The sequence below is a fragment of the Bradyrhizobium sp. 63_E2_N1_3 genome (assembly GCF_052076005.1).
GTDB classification, from domain to species: Bacteria; Pseudomonadota; Alphaproteobacteria; order Rhizobiales; family Xanthobacteraceae; genus Bradyrhizobium; species Bradyrhizobium barranii.
This window is the reverse complement of sequence record NZ_CP197235.1, coordinates 5,133,833-5,148,241: the sequence shown is the minus strand read 5'-3', so window position 1 is coordinate 5,148,241 and position 14,409 is coordinate 5,133,833. Positions and strand designations below refer to the sequence as shown.

General features: G+C 65.8%; 9 protein-coding genes. 3 read left to right on the top strand and 6 right to left on the bottom strand.

What is annotated here, in order from left to right; translation table 11 throughout:
- Window positions 1-152: 152 nt before the first annotated feature.
- On the bottom strand, window positions 153-1,214 hold the full coding sequence (locus AB7531_RS24765; protein ID WP_231145274.1) for a hypothetical protein: 1,062 nt from the start codon (window positions 1,212-1,214) through the stop codon (window positions 153-155).
- 487 nt (window positions 1,215-1,701) lie between these two features.
- Here AB7531_RS24765 and AB7531_RS24760 point away from each other — a divergent pair, with 487 nt between their 5' ends.
- Both AB7531_RS24760 and AB7531_RS24755 read left to right on the top strand, forming a co-directional pair.
- Entirely contained in the window at window positions 1,702-1,998 is a 297-nt protein-coding gene (locus tag AB7531_RS24760; RefSeq protein ID WP_063983569.1) for a hypothetical protein, read from the top strand.
- Window positions 1,999-2,098: 100 nt separating this feature from the next.
- The gene (locus tag AB7531_RS24755; protein WP_014495617.1) at window positions 2,099-2,296 is read left to right on the top strand and encodes a hypothetical protein; all 198 of its coding nucleotides are present in this window, start codon (window positions 2,099-2,101) and stop codon (window positions 2,294-2,296) included.
- 226 nt (window positions 2,297-2,522) lie between these two features.
- Here the strand turns inward: AB7531_RS24755 and AB7531_RS24750 are convergent, their stop codons facing one another.
- The 4 genes from AB7531_RS24750 to AB7531_RS24735 form a co-directional block, all read right to left on the bottom strand.
- Complete coding sequence (locus AB7531_RS24750; protein WP_231144942.1) at window positions 2,523-3,215, bottom strand: phasin family protein; 693 nt, start codon at window positions 3,213-3,215, stop codon at window positions 2,523-2,525.
- A 143-nt stretch (window positions 3,216-3,358) separates the two neighbouring features.
- Window positions 3,359-3,532, bottom strand: a complete 174-nt coding sequence (locus AB7531_RS24745) for a hypothetical protein (protein WP_166096372.1) — start codon at window positions 3,530-3,532, stop codon at window positions 3,359-3,361.
- Window positions 3,533-3,570: 38 nt separating this feature from the next.
- Window positions 3,571-3,864, bottom strand: coding sequence for a hypothetical protein (locus AB7531_RS24740; protein WP_247310887.1), 294 nt, complete (start codon window positions 3,862-3,864; stop codon window positions 3,571-3,573).
- Window positions 3,865-4,520: 656 nt separating this feature from the next.
- On the bottom strand, window positions 4,521-8,285 hold the full coding sequence (locus AB7531_RS24735; RefSeq protein ID WP_063983568.1) for a vitamin B12-dependent ribonucleotide reductase: 3,765 nt from the start codon (window positions 8,283-8,285) through the stop codon (window positions 4,521-4,523).
- 745 nt (window positions 8,286-9,030) lie between these two features.
- Between AB7531_RS24735 and AB7531_RS24730 the strand changes: the two genes are divergently transcribed.
- Window positions 9,031-9,927: a DMT family transporter gene (locus tag AB7531_RS24730; RefSeq protein WP_063983567.1), complete on the top strand. Its 897-nt coding sequence runs from the start codon at window positions 9,031-9,033 to the stop codon at window positions 9,925-9,927.
- A gap of 15 nt (window positions 9,928-9,942) precedes the next feature.
- On the opposite strand, the gene AB7531_RS24725 is transcribed toward AB7531_RS24730, so the two are convergent.
- Window positions 9,943-14,304 carry an autotransporter domain-containing protein gene (locus tag AB7531_RS24725; RefSeq protein WP_441280148.1) on the bottom strand — a complete coding sequence of 1,454 codons (4,362 nt, stop codon included), beginning with the start codon at window positions 14,302-14,304 and terminating at the stop codon, window positions 9,943-9,945.
- Between the last annotated feature and the right edge of the window lie 105 nt (window positions 14,305-14,409).

Below are 14,409 nucleotides of genomic sequence, written 5' to 3'. Positions count from 1 at the left end.
CCTTCATGCCGAGGCCCGTCGTGACGTCGCACAGATCTGGCCGAGGGCCTGCCGGCCGATCGCCGCGCAGCATAGCACCAAGGTTCTTGGCACCAAGGTTCTTGGCACCAAGGCTCTTGGCACCAAGCCTCTTGGCCGAGAACGCTGACGGCTTACCAATCCGGATCGTAGGGGTCGGCCATATAGGGCGGGGGCATCCAGCGTCCTCGCGGCGGCGGTGGCCTGGGCCGCCGGGGGGCGGTCGCTTGCACGTGCGGCCGTGCAGGCGCAGCCGTCTCGTTGCTCGTCGCGCTCCGCACGACCGGTTTCGCGGGTGCAGGCGCGGCTGACGTCGTCAGTTGCGTTTGCAGCGCCTGGACCTGTGCGGCGAGGCGCGCATTGTCCGCGGCATCCTTCTCCTGCGCCGCCTTGAGCTGTTGAATGGTGTCGGCCTGCTCGCGCAGCGTCTGCTCGTTGCGGCTTTTCAGTTGCTCGAGCTTTCCGTTGATGCTCGCAAGCTCGCTGGTGATGGTCTTGAGCGATTGCGCGAGATCGGACGATGACGGATCAGGCGCCGTGGCGCCGGTTCTTGGCGCGTCAGGTCTTGCAGCGTCAGGTTTTGGAGCCTCAGCTCTTGGAGCGTCAGTTCTTGGAGCGCTTTCCGTTTCCTTGCCGAGCGGCGGCGCGGGCACCGGACTGGGCCCATCCGCAGCAGCCAGTTGCACGGCCGGCGGTTGCGCCGGACTTTCGACCACGGACGCTCGCGCGGGTTCGCTCGCGGCCGGCGGAGCCCATCGCGCCATGATGGACCTGGTCATCGACTTGGCCTCATCGCGATATTGCGAAGCGAAGGCGGCGCCGAGAAGGCCGATCGCCAACACGAGGCCAACCAAGGCACGCAGCATGGTCCGATCTCCCTTCAGGCCTTGATTGCCCACCTTGCTAACCGGTGCCGGCACCTTGTCCTTGGGACCCTCGGCTGCCTTCGCACCGGCGCTGGCCTGCGAGGCCCGCGGGGCTTCGTTGCCGCGTTCCATTCCGGAAACCAGCCGGTCCAGCCGCGCAAGGTCTTGCTCTGCGCTCTTGATCTGGTCATAGGCCCGTGCCAGCCCGCCATCGGCGCGCACCTCGTCCGGCTTGGCGGCCTCAGGCTTGTGGGCCTCAGGCTTGTCGGTATCAGGCTTGTCGGTATCAGGCTTGGGGTCGTTCGCTTCAGGCACCGATGCGCGCTCCATCCAGTCGGGCGTCAATGGGAGTGCGGCAGTCCGATCGTCGGAAGGATAGGCCTCACCGTTGTCCAACACAACGCGCGCGCGAAGGAGAAATTATGGCGGGCTACGGTTGCTGAAGCAGCCGGGCGCTGCTCCCCGGGGCATCCCTGCGACGTGCTGTGCTATCGCGGGAGGAAGCGCCATGAGGGTCTCTACCGCGACACTCGCCCTGCTTCTTTCAGGTCCGGCCGCGGCCCGGGAGTGCCAGACATGCTCAATGGCCGACGCCCACATGAAGGAGTACGTTAAGACGACGTCGGAGGCCCAAAAGGCCACCAAGCAAGCCATCCGGGATTGGAAGCAGAATCTGGACAGAAAGGCCTCCGCAGAATTGTCCAGCAGGGCATACTCGCATTGCAAGACGCCATGGAGGCGCAGGTTCGTACGGAGCTGGAGCGCCTGAAGGAGTCCTGGCGAAGATCAGGTAGGGAGGGGCGCAAAGGAGGATCCAATGAAATCGCTTCTGCTGCTCACGGCGAGCGGTCCGCTGCTCATTCTCACCTCGCACCAGTCCCTGGACGACCAGAAGCTCCTTGGGGTGCTCAGGCAAAAAGGTATCGGCAAGTTCGTCGCGTTCGAGGTTCCCTTGTCGCTCGCCAGAGAGCGCTACGGCGGGCACTTTCACGCGGTCGAAAGCAATCTGCACGAGACCGATGATTTGAGAGTGCTCGACTTCAACGGCCAGCGGGTCTTTCAGCTCTTTCATTTCGAAGAGCTCGGTTCACCGATCCTGGTAGAGCGGTCGTGATCCGGTTTTGTTCGGCGGCGAAAGGGGATGTGTCGAGTAGGGCTGTTCCGAAGGGACGCCGATTGAGGTACGGTGGAAGCTTGGACCCGTGGAGTCTGCCATGACGTCATATACTGTCGGGTTGAAGCTCGGGGTGCGTGCCAAGGTGCTCACGATCGAAGCCGAGGACGCATTGGTCGCGGCGCTGAAGATCAAGCTCGAGAACCCCGAGGCACTCGTCACCTACGTTCGCAAGTCAAATCGGCGTGGCGATCGTCGCCACCCGCACGAAGTGCAGCGGGCCAAGACAACCGGCTAAAGCGCGATGAGATTGGGATGAATCGTCATCGCGCTTTAGGTTGTTGTTTGAGCATGATCTTTTCGGAAAACCGCTTCGCACTTTTCCGGATCATGCGTTAGCCGATGCCGAGACCGCGGCAGGTAGCCCGGATTTCGCTTCCGCCTTCGCTCTTCGAGCTACGGCGGACAAGTCGCTCCATCCGGGCTACGCTCGCTCCCCCCTGCGTCGGAGTACGCAGTTGTCGTTAGTGACGTGTCGCGCGGATTTCGAGCGTCGTCTGGGTGAGCTTGGCCACGAACCCCTCAAAATGCATGACCCTTTGTCTGGTCAATTGTCCATGCAACTCGGCGATCTTCTGGGATTCGGCGATCAACGATCCGCACACCTGTTTCGCGTACTCCATCTGAAGCTGAAAGGCCTCGACGGGTGAGCGCGCCGCCGCGAGCTTTCCCAGGAAGTTCCAGGCGTGCTCAAGCGACGTCCTCGTGTAGTCGCTATAGGCATCGGCAATCGCCTGCGGGCTGGCCTGGGAGGGTTCCACCGGTGCGACGGGCGCGCTTGCAGCGATCTCCATCCCGGAAGCCTCGCCCGGCAAGGCTGCAGCCGAGGGTACCTGAGCACTGATCTCTCGGCTCGTCTCTTGCCTTATCTCTTGCTCGGCCTCTTGCCTGTTCTCTTGCTTGTTCTCTTGCTTAGTCTCTTGGCTGATCTCCGCCGAGGCATCCGGCAGTTGATGGGCTGCAGCTGCGTGTTGCTCGCCGGCCCTGGTCCGTTGCCCGGCCTTCTTCTTCGCGCCGCGCCGGCCGGATTTTCCCGTTGTCTTATTTTCGCCCGCACTCAACATTGCAAATGACTCCTGAATATCGCTGAAGCCGCAAGCCTCCGTCGTGTTTGCGCTGAAATCGCGATTGTGGGTTGTCGCTTGCGTGGCGGCCATGTGGTGAGATTTTGCCGGGCATCGGCAAGGCGCAATTCGCGGGTGACGGCCTGGACTGCTTCGCAGCGCCCGTCATCGGGCCGCGCTCCGCGCGGACCCGGTGGCTCGCAATGACGGGCGTCCTGGTCCTCGCGCGTTCGTCGTCACCCGAACAGGGCGACATAGACCACGTAGAGCCAGCCCAAGATGCCGTGGATGATCGCCCACAGGATCGAATGATTGTTGGTGTAGGAGATTGCGATGGCGAGTGCGGAGCCAAAACCCACGCCGTATTTGGCGCCCTCGACCCGAACCCCGTAGTAGCGATTGCCGTTCATGGCGGTCCTTCCTGCGGGCCACGCTTGCTCATCACGCCTTATAAAAGTCTTCCGCCAATTGTGAAATGGCACACAGACGGCAGCCCTCGGGTCTGCTTCTTTAGCACCGACACTATACCCTCGTGCGCTTGCTCGGCGATGCGCACCGGCGGGTCGGCATTTGGCAATTTCGGGATGATCGCTATGGGCGTTTTCAATCGCACGGCCATGCTTTGCAGCTCTTTCATCGTGTCCACCATGAGCGGGTGAACCGAGAGATTTTCGCGTGCGCGCAACGGCGCGTGCAGGGATTTTTCTTGAGGCCCCGCCGGTGACGGACGGGGCCTTTCCATTTTTCATGTCAGCCCACGACTGCCCGGCGGTGCCTTCGCGAAGAAGGATGCAGGGTCATGTGGGAGTATTTTGGACCCGATTTCGCTTTTGACGTGGTGAAGGGATTTGTCGCCGGCGTTGCCTCCATAGCGTTTCAGGTCGTGGCGCCGCGGGCGTTTCATGCCGCGAAGCGATTTCGCGCGCACTGGGTTGCCAGAAAAGACGCAAGACAAGCCGCAAGGCAAGCACGCCGCAACGCGCCGGCGAATGATGAGCCGTGAGGTCTCGTAGGATGGGTGGAGCGAACGCTCCACCCATTCCTACACCCTTCCCAGATATCGCTACCCTGATCCGAGCTACGAATTGCCGATATCCGCCGCCAGCCGCAGAAACTGGCGCTTCATCGCGAAAGGCCATTTTCGCTCAATTGCTCTCAGCGGTCGTATCGACGGAAATCCCGATTACCAAAGCTAGGTGCGAGTTCGAACGCCCCCGGAAGGGGCGTTCGGTCGCCCGCTTTTTGGTGCGATCGGACCCTCATATAGAAGTCGGAACTTCATGGTTAGCTCGCCCGCTGCGGGTGCGTTTGCAGCTGAATATTCGCTGGGGACCAATAGCAAAAGACCCGCTGAGTCGATCAGCGGGTCTCGCCAAGGCTGCGACTATAACGTGGTGCTCACGAACACCCGGTCGTGCTGCCGCAAGTATCGCACTTCATGCACGTGCCATTTCGCACCAGCGTGAAGTTGCCGCACTCCGAGCACATCTCGCCTTCGTAGCCCTTGGCCTTGGCTTCCGCGCGGCGCTCGGCCTTGCTGGGAACCAGGGTCTGCGCGGTGCCGGACTTGCTCCACTGGAGCTGCTCGAGCTTCTCCGTCGGCGACAGGTCGTGGGCCACTTCCTGCTTCAGCGCGACCGCGCCTTCCAGGGCATCGCCGACCCGCGCGCTTGCGCCGTGCGAGGCCAGCGCCGTGACCTTGCTGCCACCGGTCGGGGCACTGTCGTTACCCTGGGCGACCGCGGTGGAGCCGCCGCGCATCACGACGAGGTTGTCGGTGCGGGAGCGGGTGAGGCCGCGCGAGACCAGCTTGGTCGCGTGCTGGGTCTCGTCCGGCTCCTTGCCTTCCTCGACGCCCTTGCCGAGCGCGTCGAAGTTCGACTCGGTCGGATCGACATGGGCGAGATCGAAGCGCGACATGTAGCTCACCGCGAGCTCGCGGAAGACGTAGTCGAGGATCGAGGTCGCGTACTTGATGCTGTCGTTGCCCTGCACGGGGCCCGCCGGCTCGAAGCGGGTGAAGGTGAAGGCGTCGACATATTCGTCGAGCGGCACGCCGTACTGGAGGCCCAGCGACACCGCGATGGCGAAGTTGTTGATGAAGGAGCGGAGCGCTGCGCCTTCCTTGTGCATGTCGATGAAGATCTCGCCGAGACGGCCGTCGTCATATTCGCCGGTCCGCAGGTAGACCTTGTGGCCGCCGACGACCGCCTTCTGGGTGTAGCCCTTGCGGCGATCCGGCATCTTCTCGCGCTCGCGCATCACGATGATGCGCTCGACCAGCTTCTCGACGATCTTTTCCGAGACCTGGGTGGCACGCGCCGCCATCGGCTTTTCGTAGAGTGACTCGGCCGCATCCTCCTCGTCCTCATCGTCGGCGATGAGCTGCGAGTTGAGCGGCTGGGAGAGCTTCGAGCCATCGCGATAGAGCGCGTTGGCCTTCAGCGCGAGCTTCCACGACAGCATGTAGGCGGACTTGCAGTCCTCCACCGTGGCGTCGTTCGGCATGTTGATGGTCTTGGAGATCGCACCCGAGATGAAGGGCTGGGCCGCCGCCATCATGCGGATGTGGCTCTCGACCGACAGATAGCGCTTGCCGATCTTGCCGCAGGGATTGGCGCAGTCGAACACCGAATAGTGCTCGGCCTTCAGGTGCGGGGCACCTTCCACCGTCATCGCGCCGCAGATGTGGACGTTGGCCGCCTCGATCTCGCGCTTGGTGAAGCCCACGGCCTGAAGCAGGTCGAAGCCGGGGGCTGCGATCGCCTCGGCACCGATGCCGAGCTGGTCGCGGATGAAATCCTCGCCAAAGGTCCACTTGTTGAAGGCGAACTTGATGTCGAAGGCGGTCGGCAGGGCCTTTTCGACCTTGGCGATGGCTTCATCGGTGAAGCCCTTGGCCTTCAGCGTCGAGGCGTTGATGGCCGGCGCGTTGGAGAGCGAGCCGTGGCCGACGGCGTAGGCTTCGATCTCCGCGATCTCGCTCTCGCGATAGCCGAGCGCGCGCAGCGCCGCGGGGACCGCGCGGTTGATGATCTTGAAGTAGCCGCCGCCGGCGAGCTTCTTGAATTTGACCAGCGCGAAGTCGGGCTCGATGCCGGTGGTGTCGCAATCCATCACGAGGCCGATCGTGCCGGTCGGTGCGATCACCGTGGTCTGGGCGTTGCGATAGCCGTGCTTCTCGCCGAGCTCGAGCGCCGCATCCCAGGCGGCCTGCGCGTGGCTGACGAGGTCAGCCTGCGGGCAGGAGACGAGGTCCATCGGCACCGGGTTCACCGAGAGCGCCTCGTAGCCGTTGGACTGGCCGTGGGCGGCGCGGCGGTGGTTGCGGATCACGCGCAGCATGTGCGCGGCGTTCTTCTTGTAGCCCGGGAAGGTGCCGAGCTCGGCCGCCATCTCCGCCGAGGTCTTGTAGGTGATGCCGGTCATCACAGCGGTGAGGGCGCCGCAGAGCGCGCGGCCTTCCTTGCTGTCATAGGACAGGCCCATGGTCATCAGCAGGCCGCCGATGTTGGCATAGCCGAGGCCGAGCGTGCGGAACTCGTAGGAGAGCTCGGCGATCGCGCGCGACGGGAACTGCGCCATCATCACGGAGATTTCGAGCACGATGGTCCAGAGCTGGCAGAGGTGCTCGTAGCCGGCGACGTCGAACTGCTTGGTCTCGGTGTTGTAGAAGGTCAGCAGGTTGGCGGAGGCGAGGTTGCACGCCGTGTCGTCCAGGAACATATATTCCGAGCACGGATTGGACGCGCGGATGTCGCCGGACGCCTTGCAGGTGTGCCAGTCGTTCATGGTGGTGTTGAAGTGCAGGCCCGGGTCGGCCGACGCCCAGGCGGCGTAGCCGATCTTTTCCCAGAGGTCGCGCGCCTTCAGCGTCTTGGTGATCTTCTTCGTCGTGCGTCCCACGAGGTTCCAGTCGCCATCCGTTTCCACGGCGCGGAGGAAGTCGTCCTTCAGCGAGACCGAGTTGTTGGAGTTCTGGCCCGAAACCGTGAGGTAGGCTTCCGAATCCCAGTCGGTGTCATAGACGTCGAACTGGATGTCCTTGTAGCCCTGCTTGGCGAACTGCATCACGCGCTTGATGTAATTGTCGGGCACGAGGCTGCGGCGCGCGAGCTTGATCTCGCGGCGGAGCGCCGGGTTCTTCTCGGGGTCGAAGCAGTCGTCGCCCGAACCTTCGCAGTTCACGCAGGCCTTCAGCACCGCCTTGAGGTGCTTCTGGTTGATCTTGGATCCGGTGACGAGAGCGGCGACCTTCTGCTCCTCCTTCACCTTCCAGTCGATATAGGTCTCGATGTCGGGGTGATCGACGTCGACGACGACCATCTTGGCGGCGCGGCGCGTGGTGCCGCCCGACTTGATCGCGCCGGCTGCCCGGTCGCCGATCTTGAGGAAGCTCATCAGGCCGCTCGAGCGGCCGCCGCCCGAGAGCTTCTCGCCTTCGCCGCGCAGGCGGGAGAAGTTGGAGCCGGTGCCGGAGCCGTATTTGAACAGGCGGGCTTCGCGGACCCAGAGGTCCATGATACCGCCCTCGTTGACGAGGTCGTCACCGACGCCCTGGATGAAGCAGGCGTGCGGCTGCGGGTGCTCGTAGGCGGACTTGGACTTGGTCAGCTTGCCGGTGAAGGGGTCGACGTAATAGTGGCCCTGGCCGGGGCCGTCGATGCCATAGGCCCAGTGCAGGCCGGTGTTGAACCATTGCGGCGAGTTCGGCGCGACCATCTGCATGGCGAGCATGTAGCGGATCTCGTCATAGAAGGTCTGGGCGTCCTCGTCGGAGGAGAAGTAGTTGCCCTTCCAGCCCCAATAGGTCCAGCAGCCGGCGAGCCGGTCGAACACCTGCTTGGCCGAGAGCTCGCTGACGAAGCGCTCTTTCTCGGGGAGAGCGGCGAGCGCCTCGGTGTCGGGCACGGAGCGCCACAGGAAGGAGGGGACGGACTCCTCCTCGACCTTCTTCAGGCGCGCGGCGACGCCGGCTTTGCGGAAATACTTCTGGGCGAGCACGTCGGAGGCGACCTGCGACCACTCGGTCGGCACCTCGACGTTCTCGAGCTTGAACACGACCGAGCCGTCGGGATTCCGGATCTCCGACGTGGTCAGCCGGAAATCGATCCCGGCGTAAGGTGACTGTCCCGAAGTGGTGTGGCGCCGCTCAATCCGCATGGTCTTGCCCCGTCCTTTTATCTGCCGGACTGCCTCCGCAAGGCGCCCGGGTCGCTATTTCGGTTCGCGATTCCTCCGAGGGCCTCATCGGCCCAAAGGCTTCGCAGTTCAGCCGGTGGATCCGGCCCAGTTTCTCCCGGCGCGATGGTTTTCATCCGCCGGCATGTCCACACCCATCCGCCCCCAAGGGGATGTGCGCGACATGCGTTCAACGCCCCACACGCCACTTCAACCAATGCCATCCGAGCCTGTTGCCGGCCCGTTCTGGCGCCCGAAGGTCTGCATTTCGAGGGCAGACAAGCCCTCATCCGCGGCCTTTGGCTGGCTTGGCGGAGTGACGATTTGCGAGACCCTTTGGGGGAGTGCCGGCGGGACGCAAACTCACTCGCGCCGAACGGACCGAAAGCTAGGACTCTCCGTTGCGCCCGTCAAGAACTAGTGCGAGTTCCTGAATCAAATACTAAATATGGTGGATTGCGGGGGATAACAGGGGGTAAGCCCGCGCCTGTTGTTGAGCCAAGTATCAGTGAGTCCTCAGGGATTCCCAACCAAAAAAATTTGCATCCCGTGACGATACGGACCCTTCACCCCGCTGTTCACAGGGCAGGTATATTTTTCGGGACCGGGGTTGCCTCAGCGGGACTCACGTAGGGCTACGGAAGGTGAGGGCAGGCATGCCCGCCGGGGTGGTGGTGGCGCGTGCGAATCCGCGCCAAGCTGACCGCGATTTTGCCGGGTACCCCACATGCTTGATTCGACTCGCCGGGATGCGCGACCGCGCATCGCCCCGGCCGGCCTGATGTTCCTCGCCATCACCTCGATCGGCTGGGGTTTCAACTGGCCGGTGACGAAGTTCCTGCTGTCCGAGCTGCCGCCGCTGACGCTGCGCGGGGTGACCGGCGTGCTGGGCGCGGTGCTGCTCGCCGCCCTCGCGCTGATCCGCCGGCAGAGCCTCAAGGTGGGGCCGGGGATCTGGCCGCGCTTACTGACCGCCGCCGTCCTCAACGTCACCGGCTGGATGGTGCTGATGGGCCTGGCACTGCTTTGGCTGCCGGCCAGCGAGGCGGCGCTGATCGCCTACACCATGCCGGTCTGGGCCTCGCTGATCGCCTGGCCGGTGCTGGGCGAGCGGCCGACCGTGCTGCGCACGCTGGGGCTGGTGATGGCCTTCGTCGGCCTGGCCTCGATCATGGGCGGCAACGGCTTTGCGGCGAGCGTGGAGAAGCTGCCTGGAATCATCATGGCGCTGGGCGGCGCGCTCGGCTTCGCCGTCGGCACGGTGTTCTCGAAGAAGTACCCGATCCATCTGCCGCCGATCACGGCTGCGGCCTGGCAGATCGGGATCGGCTGCCTGCCGATCTCGATCATCGGCCTCTTGGTCGAGACCACGCATCTTTCGCTGGTGACGCCGGTCGGCTGGTGGCTGCTGGTCTATTCCACCGTGGTGCAGTTCTGCATTGCCTATGTCAGCTGGTTCGCAGCATTGGCGCGGCTGCCGGCGTCAGTGGCCGCGATCGGCACCATGGCCGTGCCTGTCATCGGCGTGGTCGCCTCCGCGCTCGCGCTGGGCGAGCCGCTGGGGCCGGGCCAGATCGCCGCGCTGATCTTTACACTGGCGGCCGTGGTGCTGGCGACGCGCTAGTTCGAGAACCAGGCATCACCATGCGTAGCGGATCGCGCCCTTGCCGGCATAGCTTTGCGTGACATTCGAGAACCCGCCCTCGAACGTCGCGGCGGCAGACCAGCCGTTGGTCCACTGCCATTCGGCCGAGGCTGTGGTCAGCGCGGAGTCGGACGCCTGCGCCGCACCGTTGACGACGAAGCTTGCGCCCGGCAGCGACTGGAAGGTCGGGGCAATCGAACGATCCGGATTAAAATCATGCGCCCATGCAAGGCGGCCGCGCAGCGTGACGATGCCGTTCTGCATGGCGAATGATTTGTCGGTGCGAATGCCGAGCTCGCTGCGCGTGTCGGTCACGCTCTTGGCGGCATAGGTCTGTGCAAACAACGGCGAACCGGCGACGACGCTTTCGGCATAGGCCGGCAGGTCGAATGTGGTGAATTGCCCTGCGGCGTAAGGGGTGATGCCGAGACCGCCCAGCGTCGGCGTGACGAAGCGGTGGCCACTCTCCACGCGACCCGAATACGCATTCGCATTGAACTCGGCGCGCAGGTGGTCGATGCCGGCGACCGTGACGATGCGGTTGGTCGTGATGTCCTGCCAGCCATAAGCCAGCGCAGCAATGATGTAGGCCGCACCGATGTTATGGCGAACGAAGGCGCCGGCTTGGAACAGGTCGGAGCTGCCATAGCCGAGGCCGTTGACGTTGAAGCCGGTGCGGCCGCCCGCCAGCGCAAATCCCGCGCGCGTGTCCGGCGAGACCCGATAGTCCGCACCGACCGCGATGCCGTAGATGCTGCTCGCGCTGTTGTTCGAGCCGATGATGGCGTTGCCGGCCGTGGTCTGCGACCCGCCGAAGCCGGCGGCCCACACGCTCCAGCGTTGGTCGAAGGTCGGAGCTGCCAGCGCCTTGGTGGACATCGCCGCATAAGCGTCGCGCTCGCCAACAGTTCGACCGCGTGCCGCGTAGGCCGAGCTGTCCTCGGCATATGCATTCGGCGGGCCGCCGGCGCTGACGGGACCGCGGCGACCGGAGATGAATGGATCCGTCATCACGCCCATGAACTGGTTCATCGCGTTGAACGTCGTCTGCTGGGAGCCAGTGGCGCTCTCGCCGGAGACCTGGGTCAAGCCGGTGGGATCGAGTCCGAAGAAGCCCATCGGAAGGCCGCCGTTGTTGTTGAAGGCGTAGGTCAGCGCGTTGGCGACGTTCTGCTGGTTGACGTTGAGGCCGGTGTAATTGGTGAAGGCGGCCGTCAGGTTCAGATAGGCGTTGTTGGCGTCATAGCTCAGTGTATCGCTCGCGCCCGTCGGCAGTCCGACATTGGTGATGCCCGCGAACGTCGTGCCGCCACGTCCGCCGGCCGCGGTCAGGATCGTGTATGTCTTCGAGACATAGCTGCCGGGCAGGAAATTCGCGACCACGGTCGCACCCGTCAACGTCGCCGCGCCCGTGACATTGGCGGAGCTCGATGTCGATGGGTTGAGCGCAACGACGTAGAGCGCGCCCGATTGGAAGGCCAGATCGCCGGCGACCATCGTCGACGTCCCGGGCGTGTTGACGGCTCCAGGCATGAACGTGCCACCGGCATTGATCGTCGCTGCGCCGATAGTGCCCGTGCCGCCAAGCGTGCCGCCGGCGTTCACGGTCATGGTCGAATTGGCCAGCGAGCCGTTCACCAGCAGCGTGCCGGCGGCGATCGACCACGGCAATGCAGCGCTATTGGTGCCGCTTAGCGTCCAGGTCGAAGCGCCCGTCTTCTCGAAGCTCGCGAAGCCCCGATACTGCGCAGCGGCGCCGATCAGCGAAACGTCGAAAGAAGCAGTGGGGTTGGTGTTGCCGCCGAACTGCAAGGCGCCGTTGCCCGTCTGATCGACGACGTTGCCGCTGAAGCTGTAGCCGGCCTGAAGCTGTAGCGTGTTCGCGCCGCCGGTGAAGGTGATGGCGTTGGCACGCGTGACGCCGTCGCCGGCGAGACCGCCTGAAATCGATCCGCTGTTGATGATGCTGAGATTGGTGCCGATGACGCCGGCGCCGCCTGCACCGACCGCGCCGGAGACCCCGGCGGTGACGGTGCTGCTGCCGGAGCTACCGCTCGCGCCGGCGCTGCCGCTCACGCCGGAGAAGCCGTTCGTCCCTGTGGTGCCGTTCGTGCCGCCGCTGGCGGCCAAGGCCCCGGCACCGCCGACGCCGCCGGAGCCGCCGACACCACCGCTGCCGGCGCTGCCCGCGGTGCCGCCGAGGCCACCCATGCCCGCGGCCCCGGCGATGCCGCCATTGCCGCCGGTGATCGTGCCGCGATTGATCAGCGTGCCGCCGTTGGAGAAGGCGGCGCCAACGCCGCCGGTGCCACCATAGCCGCCATCGCCGCCGCGGCTCGAGGCGCTGCCACCGTTGCCGGCATTGCCGCCGGCACCGCCAAATCCGCCGGTCCCGCCGTTGCCGCCATTGCCGCCATCGGTCGAGCCGACCACGTTGACGCCAGCGGTGCCGTTGCCGCCAGCGCCGCCAACGCCGCCGACACCGCCGTTGCCCGCATTGCCACCGGCGCCGCCGTTGCCGCCACTGCCTGCGGTGCCGCCGCGGCCGCCATCGCCGCCGGTGATGATGCCTTGATTGGTCAGCGTGCCACCGTTTGAAATGGTCGCGCCGGCGCCGCCGGCGCCGCCATGACCACCTACGCCGGCATCGCCGGCGCTTCCTCCGCTCCCGCCGTTGCCACCCATTCCGCCGGCGGCGCCGCTGCCGCCGCTGCCGCCAGCGACGGCCGGGAGAAGGGCACTCGCGCCAGCACCGCCGGTGCCCGCTGTGCCGGCGTCACTGCCGTTGCCCCCGGCGGCGCCGTTGCCGGCATTGCCGCCGGAGCCGCCAATCCCGCCGGCGCCACCAGCGATGTTGCCCGAAACTGTAACGGTCCCGCCGTTCGTGAGCTGGACACCATCGCCGCCGCTGGATCCGCTACCGCCAATGCCGCCATTTCCGCCGGCGCCACCATTCCCGCCGTTGCCGCCAGCGCCACCAACCAGACCGTTGTTGCCATTGAGAAAGCCGGAGCCGGAGGACCCGTTGGCGCCATTGTCGCCTGTGCCGCCGGCGCCGCCGATCCCGCTTGCGCCGCCATTGGCGCCGTTGCCGCCAGCTCCGCCATTGCCACCGGCGCCTCCCATGATCGTTTGGGAAATTGAGAGCGTGCCACCGCTCGTCACCTGCAGACCAACGCCACCGCCGGCACCATTGGCGCCATCGCCTGCGTGGGCGCTGGCGCTGCCGCCGGTGCCACCATTGCCACCGCGCCCGCCGGCTACGCCGAGCCCGATGCTGGATCCCGCGTTGCCGCCGTTGCCGGCCATGCCGCCGGCGCTGCCTGCACCGCCAGCGCCACCGCTGCCGCCGGTACCTGCCGTGACGCTTTGCAAAATCGTCACGGTGCCGCCACCCGTGACCTGGATGCCGTCGCCACCGCTGCCGCCGATCGCACCATTGCCGCCGGCACCAACCCCGCTATTGCCGCCGTTTCCACCGGTCCCGCCATCGAGCGCGCCGAGAACATTGGCGCCGGAAGCGCCCGCACCACCGCTCCCGCCGTGACCCGCTGTACCGCCGCGCCCGCCGCTGCCGCCATCGCCGCCGGCGACCGTTTGCTGGACCGTCGTGGTGCCTGCGCTGGTGACCTGCACGGCGGTGCCGCCATTGCCGCCGCCGCCGGCAGCGCCCCCGCTGCCGAGGACGTTGCCACCGGTCCCGCCGGTCACACCAGCGACGCCCAGGGAGAGAGCACTGGCTCCATTGCCGCCGCTCCCGCCGGCGCCGCCACTGCCACCAACCCCACCCGCGCCGCCGGTCGCCGCTATCGAAAGGGTGCTGCCTCCGACGCTGACCTGCACGCCGGCGCCACCCGCACCACCGCCGCCACCGACGCCGCCGCTGCCCGTTCCCGCGCTGGCATCAAGGCCACCAATGACAGAAGAACCATCGGCGCCGCTCGCGCTGGCGCCGCCGTGACCGCCGGCGCCACCCGCTCCACCGGAGCCGGCACCGAGCGCACCTTCGCCGCCACCGCCGCCGCCACCGCCACTACCCGTAGTCAGAGCTGAGTTGCCGTTGCCGCCATTGCCGCCGCTGCCACCGACAACGTTGCCGCCGTCACCGCCAAGTCCGCCGTTGCCGCCTGAGGTCGCCGTGCCCCCGGAGCCTCCGGTGCCGCCTGCGGCAGCGCCGCCGCCGCCGCCCGCGCCTTGTCCGGTCGCGTTGTCACCGCCATTCCCACCGTTAGGAGAGGCGCTGGTACCGGCCGCGCCACCGCCGCCGCCCGTGCCATTGCCACCGGCTCCGCCAGCGCCGCCGTCGGCGCGCACCGACACGATCGTCAGCGCCAGTGCGACAGCCGTGCTCGCCAACAATGTAGGGAGCCTGAAACGGCGCCGGGTCGGACAAGAACCAATTCTCGATTCAACTATCAATTGTATTACCGGCAGCCTTGGCACCGACCCGCAGGCCATTCC

Bases quoted from the DNA above. Each gene is read 5' to 3' on its own strand.
- AB7531_RS24750 (WP_231144942.1), bottom strand. From the start codon at position 3,215: ATGGCCGCCACGCAAGCGACAACCCACAATCGCGATTTCAGCGCAAAC.
- AB7531_RS24735 (WP_063983568.1), bottom strand. From the start codon at position 8,285: ATGCGGATTGAGCGGCGCCACACCACTTCGGGACAGTCACCTTACGCC.
- AB7531_RS24745 (WP_166096372.1), bottom strand. From the start codon at position 3,532: ATGAACGGCAATCGCTACTACGGGGTTCGGGTCGAGGGCGCCAAATAC.
- AB7531_RS24730 (WP_063983567.1), top strand. From the start codon at position 9,031: ATGCTTGATTCGACTCGCCGGGATGCGCGACCGCGCATCGCCCCGGCC.
- AB7531_RS24740 (WP_247310887.1), bottom strand. From the start codon at position 3,864: ATGGAAAGGCCCCGTCCGTCACCGGCGGGGCCTCAAGAAAAATCCCTG.
- AB7531_RS24760 (WP_063983569.1), top strand. From the start codon at position 1,702: ATGAAATCGCTTCTGCTGCTCACGGCGAGCGGTCCGCTGCTCATTCTC.
- AB7531_RS24765 (WP_231145274.1), bottom strand. From the start codon at position 1,214: ATGGAGCGCGCATCGGTGCCTGAAGCGAACGACCCCAAGCCTGATACC.
- AB7531_RS24755 (WP_014495617.1), top strand. From the start codon at position 2,099: ATGACGTCATATACTGTCGGGTTGAAGCTCGGGGTGCGTGCCAAGGTG.